This window comes from Phormidesmis sp. 146-20 (assembly GCF_052939475.1).
The window spans coordinates 192,879-208,499 of sequence record NZ_JBJPHT010000001.1; the positions used below are offsets into that span (position 1 = coordinate 192,879).

Genomic DNA, 15,621 nt, shown 5'->3' on the forward strand with positions numbered 1-15,621 from the left:
GGGGTTTGCTGGATTCTTCTGTAAAGTGTTTCTACTCGTTATTTGCGTGCGACAGGGATAGAAACATGAAACGTTTGATACGGACTTTGAAGTTGGGAGTGGCGATCGTCAGCTTGATTCTGATTATGGGCGCGATCGGCTTGAATCGTTTGCCAAGTCATGCCCAGCCAACCGGAACTCAGCTACTTTGGTACGGACAGTCTGCCTTCAAGATCACAACACCTTCAGGAAAAGTGCTTTTGGTTGATCCCTGGTTGACAAATCCGGGTAATTCCAATGGTAAAAATGATTTGGCGAAGCTCGATCGCGCCGATCTGATTTTGGTGACGCACGGACATTTTGATCACGTCGGAGACGCAGCGGCGATCGCTCAAAAAACTCAAGCCAAACTGGTCAGCACGTTCGATTTGGGTCAGGCATTGGTCAATTTTGGCAGCTATCCCAAAAATCTGGTAGGACTGGAAACCCAGGGAAATTTTGGCGGTGAGCTATCTTTACTCAACGATGAGGTGAAAATTGCGTTCATTCCAGCGATTCACAGTTCTACAGTTGCGTCGGATGGCAGTCCTGCTCAATATGCAGGCAATCCGGGTGGCTTCTTGATCAGCATCAAAAATGGAGCCGTCATCTATCACACAGGCGACACTGACCTGTTTCAAGACATGAGTTTGGTTCCGCAGTTTCACAAAGTGAGCGTGATGCTGGCCTGCATTGGTGACAAGTTTACAATGGGCCCCAAACGGGCTGCCGAAGCGGTCAAATTGGTCAATCCGACGACGGTGATCCCCATGCACTACGGAATCTTTAACCTACCTGGCACGCCTGATGCTTTCTCTCAAGCGCTCAAACAAAACGGAGCTAAGAGTCAGTTGAGACTAATGAAGGTTGGAGAAACGTTGAAGGTGTGAGGCGTAGATTGCTGAAGTTTCGATTCTCAACTCAAATCGAGAGTTCATCACGCTTGTTACGGTACAATGGATCGTTTGTGCGGCACAGTTGACAATTAGGAAAGATTATGGCGAAGCGTATTCAGTTAGTCCTCAGTGAGGATGTGAGCAAGTTGGGACGATCGGGCGATCTCGTCGAAGTCGCTCCCGGCTATGCGAGAAATTATTTGATCCCCCAAGGGAAAGCGGTCAACGTGACCCGCGGCATTCTCAAGCAGGTTGAGCGACGCAGAGAAATCGAACGTCAACGCCTCGCCGAACTGAAAGAAGTCGCGCTCACTCAAAAAGCGGCTCTCGAAAAAGTGGGTGCCATCTCGATCGCTAAACAAGCAGGCGAAAAAGAAGCCATCTTTGGAACGGTTACCAACCAGGATGTGGCGGATGCGCTCAAAGCAGCGACAGGCCAAGAGATCGATCGTCGTGGCATTACCCTTCCCGAAGTTCACAGTTTGGGCGAGTACAAGGCCGAAATCAAGCTACACCCCGAAGTCTCGGCAACGATTACGATTCAAGTCGTCGCTCAGTAGTTTGGCATTTGCGTTTGAAGTTTTGGGTTTTGGGGTCGTCAAGCAGTCAGCGCTCAAAACTCAAAACTAATACAAACTTACTATTTTCTGCTAAGATACCAGCAAGCTATATAGTGAGAGGGTCGAGTGGAGCGATGCGGCGGTGGCTCACCCCTCGGATTTGCCCTATCCTCCTTACAGCCGATCATGGTTCAAGAACTTAACTTCCAACCGTTTCACGATCGCATTCCTCCTCAAAACATTGATGCAGAAGAGGCGATTTTGGGAGGCATTTTGCTTGACCCAGAAGCCATTAGCCGAGTTCTCGATATTCTGCGTCCCGAAGCTTTTTATCTCAGCGCCCATCAAGAGCTTTATCGAGCCGCCCTGACGTTACAAAACCAGGGAAGTCCGACCGATCTGATGAGTATGGCGACCTGGCTACAGGATCACGGCTTGTTAGAGAAAGTTGGTGGACAAAGCAAGCTAGTAGAACTGGTCGATCGCACCGTCAGCGCTGTGAATATCGATCGCTACGCTCAGTTAGTGGTAGACAAATATCTGCGCCGCAAGCTGATCGGAGTCGGGCAACAAATTTCTCAATTGGGTCACGAAACCGCCAAAGACCTGGAAAACGTCCTTGATGACGCAGAGCAAAAGGTTTTCAGCATTACGCAGGTTCGCCCAAACCAGGGACTCGTCTCGACCGCAGACATTCTCACCAAAACATTCTCAGAAATTGAGCAGCGATCGATTGGCATGGCCGTTCCCGGACTTGCCTGCGGATTCTATGACCTGGACGCAATGACTCAAGGCTTTCAGCGATCGGACTTGGTGATCGTGGCGGGTAGGCCGTCAATGGGAAAAACCGCCTTCTCGCTTGGTCTGGCCAGCAATATTGCAATTCAGCACAAGCTGCCTGTGGCGATCTTTAGTTTGGAAATGTCTAAGGAACAAATCATTCAGCGCTTGCTCTCTAAAGAGTCTCGGATTGAGTCTAATCGACTGCGATCGGGGCGCATCAGCCACAAAGAATGGGAACCCCTGGGTCACGCAATCAGCCGTCTCTCTGAAATTCAAGTCTTTGTAGACGACACGCCCAATATTAGTTTGAATGAAATGCGATCGCGATCGCGACGACTCCAGGCAGAACAGGGTGGCGTATTGGGGCTGATTCTCATCGACTATCTACAGCTAATGGAAGGCAGCGGCAGCGAAAACCGAGTTCAAGAACTGGCGCGAATTACGCGATCGCTCAAAGCCCTGGCGCGAGAATTAAACGTTCCGATCATTGCTTTATCTCAGTTGAGCCGCAGCGTCGAAGCCAGGGCCGATAAGCGTCCGATGATGTCTGACCTGCGTGAAAGTGGGTCGATCGAGCAAGATGCCGATCTGATCATGATGCTGTACCGCGACGATTATTACAATCCAGACTCGCCCGATCGCGGCATCGCCGAAGTCAATATTGTCAAACATCGCAACGGGCCAACCGGATGCGTCAAACTCTTGTTTGAACCACAATTTACAGAGTTTCGCAATCTTGCATCGTCCAATCGGACGTAATCAAAGCGGACATCTAGAACACGATCGCCAACCATAGAGTTTCGTCTACCCATGTAAATGAGAACAAATCTCAGCAATTCCGTTGACTTTGATTCCCAAGAAGCCGTACGATTTTCCTAACCTGATCGCTAAAGATTTGCAGCGATAAAAGACACCATTCATTCACCGTAGGAATTCGTCATGGCTTTGAGCAAAAAGTTGATATTTGGCGCAAGTGCTGTATTACTTGGGTTATCTGGTCTCACAGTCGCTAGCAGCACGGTCTCTCAGACGGTTACAAAAGTAGCCGCTCCGTTGCAGACTCTCATTGCTCAAAACAGCCCAAATCGTTTGAGAATTGTTTTTCCGAGTCGGGCAGGCGCAACTGACCTACAGCGCAAAGCCAACGCCGTCGCTCAATTTCTCTCCAACGAATTGAAGATGCCAGTTGAGGCGATCGTAGCCGACGATACTGCGGCAGTAGAGGCCTTACGCTCAAATCGGGCTGAAGTGGCATTTTTGAGTAGCCGTCCTGCGATGAAAGCCCAGCAGTTAGCCAATGCGAGACTTTACCTTGCCGAAGTTCGTCCTGACTATTCTGGACGCTACACCTACCGCTCCATCTTTGTTGTACGCAATGACAGTGCGCTTAGAAGCAAAGGCAATAACAAACAAAATCTAGAGCAGCTTAGAGGTCGAAAGATTGCGTTTACCTCTCCCACATCAGGATCTGGTTTTATCGTTCCGGTAGGTGAGCTTGTCAAACAGGGACTCGTACCTAACCGCGATCGCCTGAGCAACTTTTTTGGGCAAGTCAGCTACGGTGGCAACTACAGTGCCGCTTTGCAGGCTGTTTTGAGAGGGCAAGCTGATGTTGCTGCCGTTTCGGAGTATACGCTCAAGCCTCCGTACGTCACCGCAGAAGAAGGAAAACGCTTGAGAGTGTTCCATGCAATTTCAGGGGTTCCTGCTCACGGTGTGTCAATCGACGATCGCGTTCCTGCACCGATGCGTGAAAGACTGATTACTGCACTGCAAAAACTCAATCAGCCTGCTAACAACGGCTTGCTGTCTGGGCTGTACAATTCTACCCAACTGGTGCGGGTTGACCATAATCGTCATCTGGCACCCATGAGAGATGCGTTGCAGCGAGCCGGAATTGAGCCGTAGGAATGAGGGGTTCGCCGCGCGAGAGGGACGAGGGATGAAATGAACAGAAATCAGGTAGCTCAAAATATTCAACCTTCAACCTCTGCGGCGATCGCTTGCTCAAACCTGCATTCTCCGTTTTTGGCAGCGTTGAAGCGTCCGGCGCTGGATGGAGTCAACTGTGTGATTCGATCGGGCGAGTTTGTCACGCTGCTGGGGCTAAATGGGGCAGGCAAATCGACGCTGCTGCGATCGCTGGTGGGGTTGGTGCCCATTCAAAAAGGCAACATTCACATCAACGGGGTGGCGGTTAATTCCAAAGCGCTGCGGCAGCGTCGAGACGTGAGCATTTTGTTTCAGGGGGGCGGCTTGGTGCCTCAACTGACTGCGCTAGAAAACGTTTTATGTGGCTGTCTGGGGCAGCGATCGACCTGGCAAACTCTCACGGGGTTTCGACGCAGCGATCGCCTGCGTGCCCTTCAGCTTCTACAAGAGTTGGGATTAGACGCTCAGATTGACCAAAAAACCAGCCAACTTAGCGGAGGACAACGCCAACGAGTCGCGATCGCCCGTGTGTTGATCCAGTCGCCCAAGATTCTTCTGGTAGACGAGCCAATTACAGGATTGGACGTTCTGGCGGCCAAACAAGTTATGGATATTTTTTCTCACCTGCATCAGCAAGGAATGACCATTGTTTCGGTTTTGCATGACTTGACGATCGCCGCCCATTACGCCCAACGAGCGATCGTGCTGAATGCAGGGCGTGTGGTTTATGATGGCGCTTGCGAAAACTTGCCTGATCATCTTTCTCTAGGCAACCCATGAAACTTTCTGCGTCTCGGTTCAAACCCTGGTTAAAGGGGCTGCTGATCATAGTCGGGCTGGTTTTTGTCTATGGTTGGGCGCTTCGAGGACTCAAACTCAACCTGGAAATGCTCAACGAGAGCATACCTTACACGATCGATTTTGTCTCTCGACTATTGCCCCCCGATTGGGCAGTCACCGATGTCGCTATCAAGGCTTTGATCGAAACCATTCAGATGTCCCTGTGGGGAACGACGATCGGCGCCGTGCTTTCCATTCCGATCGCGCTGCTGTCTGCTCACAACTTGACACCTAGGTGGATTCGCTGGCTTGCCAATTTGATTCAAAATGCGGTGCGATCGGTGCCCTCCATTGTTCTGGGGTTGTTCTTCGTCTCAGCAACTGGATTGGGCGCACCCGCAGGAACTTTGGCACTAGGAATTTATACGATCGGCTACCTGGCAAAATTTTATCAAGAAGCGATCGAAGCCGTTGACCCCAGGTCGATCGAATCGCTGCAAGTCAGTGGGGCTTCGTGGATGCAAATCGCTCAGTATGGGATATTTCCCCAGGTGCTACCGCTCGGATTGGGCTACACTCTTTATATGTTTGAGTACAATATTCGCTCTGCCTCGGTTTTGGGAGTCGTCGGAGCCGGAGGAATTGGCTTTGAATTGGTCAACTATATTCGGGGCTTCGAGTACAATAAAGCTACGACCATGATGATTGTTTTACTGATCGTCGTCACCGTAATTGATATGATCAGTAGTCAGTTGCGCCAGCGCTTAGATTCGCTGTAATCTAACGATAGAGATTGAATTAAGATTGAATGTAGCTCACCGTCATTCGGCGCTAAGATATTCTACTGACTAAGCACAGCCAATATGAATACACATGGTTGAGTCTAAACTGATCCCTGGTCAGCTTACGGCGCTACCTGACTACAAAATCCGGGAAAGCCTGAAGGCAAAACACGTCAGCCTGAGAATGTCAGTTCAGGGTGGTCTAGAAGTGATTATCCCTAAAGGATTTGACCAGAGCCGTATTCCTGAAATCTTGCAGCACAAACAGAGTTGGATCGAGAAAACGATCGGACGACTCGAAGAGCAGCGACAACAATTGGCGCTAGAAGTTTCTCATGCGCTGCCAGATGAGTTAAATCTCAGGGCAACCGCCCAACTCTGGCAAGTGGACTACGTTCCGACCAGCGCTTCTCGAATTACGCTGACAGAAAAAAGCAAGTCGCGTCTCATTCTCAAAGGCTGCACCCAAAACGAGGAGGCTTGTAAGTCGCTCTTACAGCAGTGGCTCTCCCACAAGGCTTATCAGCGATTAGTGCCGTGGCTGTGGTCAGTCAGCCAAGAATTACAGCTTCCGTTTAACAAAGCGTCGGTAAGAGGTCAGAAGACGCTGTGGGCGAGTTGTTCTTATCAAAAAAATATTAGCCTCAACTACAAGCTGCTGTTTTTGCCGCCTCATCTGGTGCGCTATGTCTTGATTCACGAACTTTGCCACACGATTCATCTCAATCATTCTGTCCAGTTTTGGGATCTGGTGCTGGCAAAAGAAGCCAATTATGAAGCGCTCGATCGTGAACTTCGCAAATGTAGCCATTATGTTCCCGGTTGGTTAGAGCCATCGATGATCGCAAACCGCGAGTAACCTATCTTCACCATTCGACTGAACTTCTTAGTTTTACAGTCTGCCCTCAATCTGGCAATGGGGACTTTTAGAACGAAATCCACATCAGATTCACATTCCTTTAGGGCGATCTGAGGTAGAAAAGTAAAACTTATCAAGATATGGAAAAACCCCACCCAGGTTTCTCAACTTGAATGGGGAATTTGACATAGCTCCAGACTGATTAAGCCTGATCAACGAAATAATTTTTGCGTGGAGTGACTTTTGACAACAAACTTCAAATCATGAAGATATAAAGCCTGCTGAAAGCTATAAAGCCTGCTGACTGAATCGCCCGACCGCTTAACTATCTCGCGTTCACCCAACCTTGCTTTGCCCTTTGGTAGCCCCACAACCAGTTCATCTACAGATACAGTCTCGACAGACGATGATTGTGGGACGTGACCAGTCCAGGCTATTGATTGCGAACAGAGGCTACTACAGGTTCCGACTCTTCGTCCGAAGGTTTCAGACTGGGGAATAGGAAATGGTTTTCTTCGACATATTGCGCGCCAAAAAGCCCCTTCTCTGCCCAGAAATACCGATCGGTGGTATGCTCATTTCTCTTGACTAGCAATAGCGCCGGGGGAAGAATGCCCTCAGAGTGAATAAACTTCCGGGCAGCAGTGACGGGCTTGTCTTCACCACACTCAATGCTGTACTGAGGCACGTTCTCCAAAATTCTGCGCCCTTCTTGACGCCGACGACTCTTCCGCTTACGTCTCCTTGCCAAACCCCTTACCTCCTTTCCTAACTGTCAAGTTGTAATGATCGTTACAAAAGCCGTCGCAAGTATATCGGCTGTGATTCCAGAATTCAACTTCTCTTAACGCAACTTTACAATTTCTTAAGGTTTTAGTATTGAGAGTTGGGACACAAAGTGGATGATCCAGCATTGCACTTGCTAACCTAAGACTCAAGGAACTGTAACAGTGCGTAAAGGCTTTCTAAGGACTCTGGACAGTTGACTTGAGACTATGAAAGTCTGGTTGTTCACCCAGCAGTCGCCGGGGCGGTCTCAACCAACCAATCTAGCGGGGCAATCGTCTAGAGGTCTGAAGTCCACCGTCTGAAAGTCGAAGCGGGAAGTTCAGCCGTATCTCTCTAAATTACTGGTTACAAATACCTAAAGTCAATGGCAATTTTTTGGTTGCACTCTCGAAGAGGCCCTTTGGCAGCATGTTAATGCCCACCAGTTCTGAATTTGTGGCACTTTGTCGATCGCAAATTTCCCTGTTGAGTCAGACCTTGGGAGCCTCGCTGAGTGTGGTTTATCTGACAGAGGAATTGGTCGAAGGAGCAGAGACGACGCTAATTGCGATCGCTGCCTACCCTGAATCCTCCAGTCCTCTCGAAAAGTCGGGTCAGTTGGCCTTGCCTCCGGCAGATATGCCTCAGTTGCCTGCCAAAAACGCCTCAGTCGCGCTGCCCGATGCCGTCACTCAAGAAGTTCTATCCCCTGCCAATTCTCTGGCGGAGCAGCGTCAGGTTGTTTTACCGTTGGTGCATGAGGGGATGGTGTTGGGGCTGTTGGTCACCGAGCGGGACGATCGCCCCTGGACAAATTGGGAACGCAGCCAGATTGAGAAAATCGCTGATACGTTAGCGCTGGCTTGCATCATGGATCAACGGGCCCAATGGCTGGATCACACTCACCGTCAGCAGCGCCTTTCGCAAACTCAACAGCATGACGTTTTGGACAATCTGCTGCATCAGTTTCGCAATCCGCTGACCGCCCTGCGAACGTTTGGTAAATTATTATTAAGACGCTTGCAGGCGGAGGATGCTAACCGAGAAGTGGCAACTAGCATTGTGCGAGAAAGCGATCGCCTTCAGGAGTTGTTGTTGCAGTTTGATCAAGCGATCGAGTTAGGCGAAGTGGATTTGATTTCGCCGAATGAGCCTGATTTCACTGACCCCGCCAAATCCGCAATTCCACTACTCCCAGCCGGGGTGTTGAGTGCTTCAAGTCTGACTTTAGAACTCTGTGCGATCGCTGAGATCTTGCAACCGTTGTTGGTGTCGGCAAGGGCGATGGCTCAAGAGAAAAAACTGACGATTCGTACCGCGATTCCAGAGGTTTTGCCGCTGGTGGTGGCTAATTCTGGAGCGCTGCGAGAAGTGTTGAGCAATCTGATCGACAATGCTTTGAAGTACACGCCCGCCGGAGAGCAAGTTCATATTCGAGTCGATGGGGGCGATCGGGTGGCGATTCGAGTCAGTGACACTGGATGCGGCATTCCATCTCAAGATTTGCCTCGACTGTTTGAGCGACACTATCGAGGCGTGCAGGCTGAAACCAATATTCCAGGAACCGGGTTGGGGCTGGCGATCGCGCGTCGTCTCGTCGAACAGATGCAGGGAGAAATCGAAGTGTTTAGCCCCATAAAAACGGACGGCTGGATTTCTGAAAACTCAGACCAACCGCCAGTGAGTAAAGGAACGACCTTTGTAGTTTGGCTCCGAAGGGAGAAAATTGAAGGTTTCTTCTAACCCCTTGTCTTGAGAGCCGTTAAATTAGCGCGAATTCGATGAAGTTTTTTTGCTGCGTTGTTCCGCGCTTCTGCCTCCCAATCCCCCAATTTTGGGGGACTTTCAGACAAGATTTTGGGTTCAAAGCCCCTCACTCGTGGGGGATTTAGGGGACTGCCTGGATTGACAACCACAGCGAAAGATTTCATCGAATTCACGTTAAATTAGCGCGAATTGAAGATTTTCGCTCTGCTCTCTTCGAGATTGCCACATGCTTAGGACTGCTGTATCAGATCAGGAATGAGAATTGAATAATACCGAATTTTGTAGGGTGTGTTGAGCGATAGAGAAACGCATCTAACGGTTGCAATCGGCGCGTCTCGCGTGACTCAACACAGCCTACGCAAGGGTCGGTTTTAAATTCACAATCCTTAGTCCAACTCAAAACTCTAGGGACGAGGCAGTACCAGTTCAGAATTGAGTTTTAGGCTCAGGTCAGTGTTGGGACGGATTGAGATTAGCTCAATGCGATCGCCGCCAAAGATCAACCCCGCCAAAGCCCCTGCTCCTGTGCCAATCAGCACTTCGGTTGCCTTAATGTTGCGATCGCCCGTGACCGCCGAAATTCCCGCAGCGGCCGCAGATCCCAGGGCTGCATCTTTAAGAATGGTGCCTGTGTTTGCGCCTTTACGAACGGTTTCGGTCTGGGTAATGGCATCAGAGGTGGCATCGATCGCGATTTTTTGACCATTAGCTAACGTCAATTCGCTGGCTCTAAACTGCGCTCCGCCTTGAGCAACGACCAGTTGACCTGTCACTTGACTACCCGAAGGAATCAACACCGTTCCATCAGAGGTAACAATGTTTTGGGCAACGGTCAGCGTGATCGGGGTGGGATTGGGTTCATTTTTGGCTAACAAAATCTTGTCTGCCTTGTCGTAGCGCAGGGGAATTGCGGTACCCGCAGGAATGCGAATCGCTTGAGGCTGAGGTGTCGGCGCTTGACCGACAATGTAAGGAGACTGAACGCCCGCGACTTGCCCTGTGCTGACCAACGCTTGATAGATAAAGGCTGCAACTTCGGCACGAGTGGCCGCCCGATTGGGGTTAAGCAACTGTACATCGGGATAGTTGACGACAATGCGACGCTCGGTAGCGGCGGCGATACTACCACGAGCATATCCAGGAATGTCAGTGGCATCAGTGAATAGTTGCAGCGTCGTTTCGGCAGGGGTCGTGCTGGCATAAGTCAGACCGTTGGCAAGAGAAACCAGAACTTGAGCACGAGGAATATTTTCATTGGGGCGGAAAACATTCCCTGGATAGCCTGCCAAAAACCCAGTTGTATACGCTGTTTGAATTGCCTGAAAGCCCCAATAATTACTCGGAACGTCTACAAAATTAACGGTGCTTCTGGTGGTTTGAGCATTGAATGCTTTGCTGATCATCGCCGCAAATTGGGCACGAGTCACGGGGTCGTTAGGGCGAAAAGTTCCGTCGGGAAATCCTTTAATCACATCCCGCGATGCGAGTTCTTGAATAAAGCTACTGGCCCAGTAGTTTGAAGAGACATCTGAGAACGTAGTTTGGGCGAAAGCAGGGGCAGAAACGACGATCGGAGCCATTGCTCCCGCGCCAATTCCTAGCGTAAGTAACAGAGCCGTTCCAGATTTAAATGCACTTGACATAGTAGGCGTTCCCAAAAATTCACGATTGTTTTGCTGTATATAAGTAGACACTGAATTGGTTAGAAAGTTCCAACATCCTTCTTCAGAAAGAGTTTAGTTCTTCTAAAGAAATCTTCTATAATTTCTAAATTCTCAACTCAAGTTTTCTCTACTTCCTGTTTACAAAGAGCGAAAGGTTCCTGATTAAGTTTCCGAGTTTAGGACACTTTAACAACTGGTCATTTTAGAGATGTTTGGCAATAGTTTTCTCTAGTTTTAGAGCGCTCAAATCAGTGAATGAATCACGGTTAAAATTCCGGAATTTGGACTGAGAAACTGTAGCTTCTATCCTATGTCTGTGAGGAGCGATCGTCTTGCCTTTTTTCTGAGCCTTGTCCTGTGACTCAAATCACTGCAAAATAAGAATAATTCTTTTCTCAAGAGAAGTGAGTCTACTGGCGATTTGTTAGCACTCTGATGAGTCCTTTGCTCTAGCTCGTTATGTCCTCTGCTGCTTACCTTCAAGCGTTACGAGATTGCTGCCGAGACGATGCGGCTTTTACCCGTCTCAAGCAGTTGCTTGGCGAGATGCCCAGTCACCTCAGCGCTTTTCCACAATCAGAGTCCCTGCAAGCAAGTGAAATTCGCAACCGGGCGCTGTTGAATGTGATTCCTGATAGCCTGTTTCGGATTCGCAGAGACGGCACTTATTTAGATGTCAACGCTGGACAAGAGACCGAACTCGCCCTTTTGCCAGAGAATGTGCTGGGGAAGCGACTTCAAGATCTGCTGCCGCCTCATCTCGCGGATCAGCGCCTTCACTACATTGAGAGAGCACTGCAAACCCAAGAAATGCAATGTTATGAGTACCAGATTTGGGTGAAAGGATCGTTGCGCGATCGCGAGGCCCGAATCGTCGTCTGTGGTGAGGATGAAGTTCTAGCGATCATGCGCGATATTACGCATCGTAAACAAGCTGAGGCCGCCCTGCGAGAGTCCGAAGAAAAGTTTTCGACGGCCTTTCGCTGTAGCCCCAGTGCAATGGTGTTGGCAACCTTTCATGACGGACGCTTTTTTGAAGTCAACGACAGTTTTTGCCGCATGTTGGGCTATTCTCGCCAAGAAATCTTGGGGCAAACCACGCTTGACCTGGGTGTCTGGTCTAATTTAGAAGAACGGGCATTTACTCGCCAACATTTAGAGCAGAAAGGCTTTATTCGAGATGTAGAACTCAAGTTTCGGCGAAAATCAGGCGAGCACGGCAAGGTGCTGTTTTCTGCCGAAATGATTCAGGTGAGTGGCGAACCGTGCGCGTTGTGCGTCATGAATGACATTACTGAGAGCGCCAAACTCTATCAGCAGGTGCAGTCTCTCAACGCCAATCTCGAAATCCAAGTCGCCGATCGCACCGCAGAGTTGCGACAAAAAATGGCAGAGCTTCAGGAACTGAGTCAGCTAAAAGAGGACTTTCTTCATGCGGTATCTCACGATTTGCGAACGCCGATCGTCGGATTGAGTCTCGTGCTAAAAAACCTATTAAAGCGACGTACAGGAGAAGAGGCAATCGAGGTGGCGCGATCAATTTTGGAGCGCATGATGCAGAGTTGCGATCGTCAGCTTAAGTTGATCAATTCCCTGCTTGAGGCGCATTCGAGTGAGGTCAAGGGTGTTGTTTTGCGTCGCGAAGCCGTTTATCTAAATTCCTTAGTCCAGACCGTTTTGGCAGAGTTGGAGCCATTAGCTTTAGAAAATCGAGCGACGCTGGTGAGTGTTGTTTCCAACGAACTACCGCCTGCGATCGGCGATGTTGCCCAAATCCAGCGCGTGTTTGAAAACTTATTGACGAATGCGATCCAACACAATCCACCAGGGCTAACGGTGACAATTGAAATGACGATCGCTAACTCCCTGATTCGCTGTGAGATTTGCGATGACGGCGTGGGTATGCCCCCCCAAGAGTGTGATCAGTTGTTCGATCGCTATAGGCGAGGCAGACGAGAGCGGCGATCGGCGGGCATCGGGCTAGGGCTTTTTCTATGTCGGCAGATTATTACGGCTCACGGTGGGCAGATCGGCGTTGAGAGTATGCCAGGAAAAGGGGCGACATTCTGGTTTACGCTGCCTTCTGAGTAATTGATTGACGACTAGCTAACGATCGATTCTTAAAGCTCAAGTACGATAGCTAAGTATCTAGCAATTAGACGGATAATCTTGACAGCGTTGTTAGAAGCATTTGTGGTGTCTGATTTGCTGCCTCACTATAAAACAAAGCAAGTTCGCGAGGCGGGCAAGCAGTATTACGTCACGGAGGGCGGCGATCGTCTCCCCAGTGTCACCACCATTCTCAACGCCACCAAACCCTGGGAAGATCGACAAGCTCTCTTGAATTGGCAACAGCGGATTGGCACTCAAGAAGCGGCTCAGATTACTCAAACTGCCAGCCGCCGGGGGACGGGAACTCACAAACAAATTCAGCGCTACCTCCAGGGAGAAGCTGTTTCCTGTCCAGAGTCCATTCGCCCTTATTGGGAAAGTGTCGAACCCGTGCTGCGATCGCTCGAACAAATTCGGTTGATCGAAGGCACCGTATTTCATGACGAATTGGGCTATGCCGGGGTGGTCGATTGTGTCGCCAGCTATCAGGGCACGCCTTGCATTTGTGAATGGAAAACGTCAGACAAGCCCAAACAAACGGTCGATCGTCTCTACGATCATCCACTGCAAGTTGTCGCCTACTGTGGCGCAGTCAATCAGCTTTATCAGCAGTATGATCTCAATCTTTGCCATGCGCTGCTTGTAGTCGCCATTCCCGACAGACCCGCCGAGATCTTCTGGTTTGAACCCGACACAATGGCTGCTTACTGGGAAACTTGGGAAAATCGAGTACACCAATTTTGGCGACGATTGGGACGCTGAGGATATCGCTGCTCAATGCAAAATACGAGCCTGACACCGTAAGAAGGGTACTCTCCGTGTCCATTACTGGTGAACCGATCGCGCAAAATATCCAGAAACCTGCTTGCAGAATACGAGACGAGTCCATTCGCACTCACTGCTTTGCCCGATCGGATTGTCCCATCTTTCTCAGCCCCGCTTCCCGTAAAATGGTGGAGAGAATACCCTTCACAAACGCTCAAAATGGCTACCTATCAAGTCGAAATTCTGCATCATGGACAAACTCATGTGATCGAAGTGCCCGACGATCGCACCGTTTTAGATGTTGCCAACCACTTAGGATTAGATCTACCAAGCTCCTGTACAGCGGGGGTTTGCACCACTTGCGCCGCCCAGATTCTCTCCGGGACAGTCGATCAAACCGACGGAATGGGAGTCAGCCCAGAATTGCAGCAGCAGGGGTATGCACTGCTCTGTGTGTCCTTTCCCCGCTCTGACCTCAAAATTGAAACTGAAAAAGAAGAAATCGTTTATCAAAAGCAATTTGGACAACATCAACAACAGAAAAAGTAACGTCATGAAAACGCAATTTGTTACAGCAGAAATTGACCTTCAAGACTCCCCAATCGCCCTCCAAATTGCCATCGAAACCGAACTCAAAAAGTATGGCAATCCGCTCCGTTGGGCAGTCACTCAGGTCAATGTTGAAACCCAAAAAGCTCACGTCGAAGCGATCGTAACTCATGACTAAGCGTCCATATACAGCCGTTCTGATTGTGCCAACTGGAATTGGGGCGGCGATCGGTGGCTACGCAGGAGATGCAATGCCCGTCGCGAGAGCAATCGCTCAAGTAGTCGATCGCCTGATCACCCATCCCAATGTGCTCAACGGGGCCCAGCTTTACTGGAATCTGCGCAATGCTCTTTATGTGGAAGGGTACGGACTGGATCAATTTGCGGCTGGAAACTGGGGGCTGCGTCTTGTTCGTCAAAATCGCATCGGTATCATTTTTGACCAGAGCGTTGAATCCGACTTGCGATCGCGTCATCTTCAGGTAGCCGATGCTGCCAGAGCCACGTTGGGTCTTAGCCTGTCGGACTATATTGTCACCGACCAACCCTTAAAGGTTGAGCTAAAAACAGCTTCGTCTGGGGCAACTTGGGGCACGATCGATCATCCAGACAGTTTGCTTAGAGCAGCCGACAAGCTAATTCATCAAGCAGGAGCGGACGCGATCGCAGTAGTGGCTCGTTTCCCAGATGATGTCGGAAGTGAGGCGCTGCAAAACTATCGTCATGGTCAAGGAGTCGATCCGCTGGCAGGTGCAGAAGCCGTCATCAGCCATTTGATCGTGCGGACTTTTCAAATTCCCTGTGCCCATGCGCCCGCCCTTATGCCCTTACCGCTTGATCCAAATTTGTCGCCGCGATCGGCTGCCGAAGAATTAGGCTATACCTTTTTGCCCTGTGTCCTGGTCGGTCTCAGTCACGCTCCTCAGTTCATTTCTCACCGCACAAGTTCAAATCTTGCGAGTGATATTTGGGCGAATCAGATTGATGCCGTCATCATTCCCGCAACGGCTTGTGGAGGCAGTGCCCTTCTCAGTCTGGGACGATCACACACTCGCATCATTGCTGTCAACGACAATCACACAAAGATGCAGGTTTCTCCAGAAGTTTTAGGAATTTCAGCCGTTTCAGTGAGTTCTTATTTAGAAGCTTTGGGGGTGCTAGTGTGCGATCGCGCAGGTATTAATCAAAACTCATTGCAGGCTGCGATCTCGCCCCTAAAGTCTCTCGACACAAACTTAACAGACAAGAATCACTGGATATCAAGTCACGTATTCACATAGCCCCACTAGATTCCGTGTAGAACGTCTTTTTAACACTGGTGAGGCTGCGAAGTCTTCAGCTATACTGTGAGACTCATCCGGGAAATTCAAAATCTGGACGACAACG

General features: G+C 49.8%; 15 protein-coding genes. 13 read left to right on the forward strand and 2 right to left on the reverse strand.

Going from position 1 to position 15,621, the window contains the following annotated elements; genetic code table 11:
• Positions 1–65 precede the first annotated feature (65 nt).
• From ACKFKH_RS00935 to ACKFKH_RS00965, 7 genes are all read left to right on the forward strand, one after another.
• Positions 66–908: a metal-dependent hydrolase gene (locus tag ACKFKH_RS00935; protein WP_446856339.1), complete on the forward strand. Its 843-nt coding sequence runs from the start codon at positions 66–68 to the stop codon at positions 906–908.
• A gap of 107 nt (positions 909–1,015) precedes the next feature.
• On the forward strand, positions 1,016–1,474 hold the full coding sequence (gene rplI / locus ACKFKH_RS00940) for a 50S ribosomal protein L9 (RefSeq protein ID WP_446856340.1): 459 nt from the start codon (positions 1,016–1,018) through the stop codon (positions 1,472–1,474).
• 186 nt (positions 1,475–1,660) lie between these two features.
• Positions 1,661–3,016 carry a replicative DNA helicase gene (gene dnaB / locus ACKFKH_RS00945; RefSeq protein WP_446856341.1) on the forward strand — a complete coding sequence of 452 codons (1,356 nt, stop codon included), beginning with the start codon at positions 1,661–1,663 and terminating at the stop codon, positions 3,014–3,016.
• Positions 3,017–3,196: 180 nt separating this feature from the next.
• Positions 3,197–4,165: a phosphate/phosphite/phosphonate ABC transporter substrate-binding protein gene (locus ACKFKH_RS00950; protein WP_446856342.1), complete on the forward strand. Its 969-nt coding sequence runs from the start codon at positions 3,197–3,199 to the stop codon at positions 4,163–4,165.
• A 39-nt stretch (positions 4,166–4,204) separates the two neighbouring features.
• Entirely contained in the window at positions 4,205–4,969 is a 765-nt protein-coding gene (locus ACKFKH_RS00955; RefSeq protein ID WP_446856343.1) for a phosphonate ABC transporter ATP-binding protein, read from the forward strand.
• Positions 4,966–5,748, forward strand: coding sequence for a phosphonate ABC transporter, permease protein PhnE (gene phnE / locus ACKFKH_RS00960; RefSeq protein WP_446856344.1), 783 nt, complete (start codon positions 4,966–4,968; stop codon positions 5,746–5,748). The genes ACKFKH_RS00955 and phnE overlap by 4 nt, the downstream gene beginning before the upstream one ends.
• A gap of 94 nt (positions 5,749–5,842) precedes the next feature.
• Positions 5,843–6,610, forward strand: coding sequence for a M48 family metallopeptidase (locus tag ACKFKH_RS00965; protein ID WP_446856345.1), 768 nt, complete (start codon positions 5,843–5,845; stop codon positions 6,608–6,610).
• Positions 6,611–7,043: 433 nt separating this feature from the next.
• Here the strand turns inward: ACKFKH_RS00965 and ACKFKH_RS00970 are convergent, their stop codons facing one another.
• Positions 7,044–7,361 carry a DUF3155 domain-containing protein gene (locus ACKFKH_RS00970; RefSeq protein ID WP_446856346.1) on the reverse strand — a complete coding sequence of 106 codons (318 nt, stop codon included), beginning with the start codon at positions 7,359–7,361 and terminating at the stop codon, positions 7,044–7,046.
• 452 nt (positions 7,362–7,813) lie between these two features.
• Between ACKFKH_RS00970 and ACKFKH_RS00975 the strand changes: the two genes are divergently transcribed.
• Positions 7,814–9,121 carry a GAF domain-containing sensor histidine kinase gene (locus ACKFKH_RS00975; RefSeq protein WP_446856347.1) on the forward strand — a complete coding sequence of 436 codons (1,308 nt, stop codon included), beginning with the start codon at positions 7,814–7,816 and terminating at the stop codon, positions 9,119–9,121.
• Between the two features lie 428 nt (positions 9,122–9,549).
• On the opposite strand, the gene ACKFKH_RS00980 is transcribed toward ACKFKH_RS00975, so the two are convergent.
• Positions 9,550–10,788: an S-layer homology domain-containing protein gene (locus tag ACKFKH_RS00980; protein ID WP_446856348.1), complete on the reverse strand. Its 1,239-nt coding sequence runs from the start codon at positions 10,786–10,788 to the stop codon at positions 9,550–9,552.
• Positions 10,789–11,268: 480 nt separating this feature from the next.
• Here ACKFKH_RS00980 and ACKFKH_RS00985 point away from each other — a divergent pair, with 480 nt between their 5' ends.
• The 5 genes from ACKFKH_RS00985 to ACKFKH_RS01005 all read left to right on the forward strand — a co-directional run bounded on the left by ACKFKH_RS00985 (position 11,269) and on the right by ACKFKH_RS01005 (position 15,515).
• Positions 11,269–12,900 carry a PAS domain-containing sensor histidine kinase gene (locus tag ACKFKH_RS00985; RefSeq protein ID WP_446856349.1) on the forward strand — a complete coding sequence of 544 codons (1,632 nt, stop codon included), beginning with the start codon at positions 11,269–11,271 and terminating at the stop codon, positions 12,898–12,900.
• Between the two features lie 78 nt (positions 12,901–12,978).
• Entirely contained in the window at positions 12,979–13,683 is a 705-nt protein-coding gene (locus ACKFKH_RS00990; protein ID WP_446856350.1) for a PD-(D/E)XK nuclease family protein, read from the forward strand.
• A 222-nt stretch (positions 13,684–13,905) separates the two neighbouring features.
• Positions 13,906–14,235: a 2Fe-2S iron-sulfur cluster-binding protein gene (locus ACKFKH_RS00995; RefSeq protein WP_446856351.1), complete on the forward strand. Its 330-nt coding sequence runs from the start codon at positions 13,906–13,908 to the stop codon at positions 14,233–14,235.
• A gap of 4 nt (positions 14,236–14,239) precedes the next feature.
• Positions 14,240–14,413, forward strand: coding sequence for a hypothetical protein (locus ACKFKH_RS01000; RefSeq protein ID WP_446856352.1), 174 nt, complete (start codon positions 14,240–14,242; stop codon positions 14,411–14,413).
• Positions 14,406–15,515, forward strand: coding sequence for a DUF3326 domain-containing protein (locus ACKFKH_RS01005; RefSeq protein WP_446856353.1), 1,110 nt, complete (start codon positions 14,406–14,408; stop codon positions 15,513–15,515). Before ACKFKH_RS01000 ends, ACKFKH_RS01005 begins: the two co-directional genes overlap by 8 nt.
• Positions 15,516–15,621 lie beyond the last annotated feature (106 nt).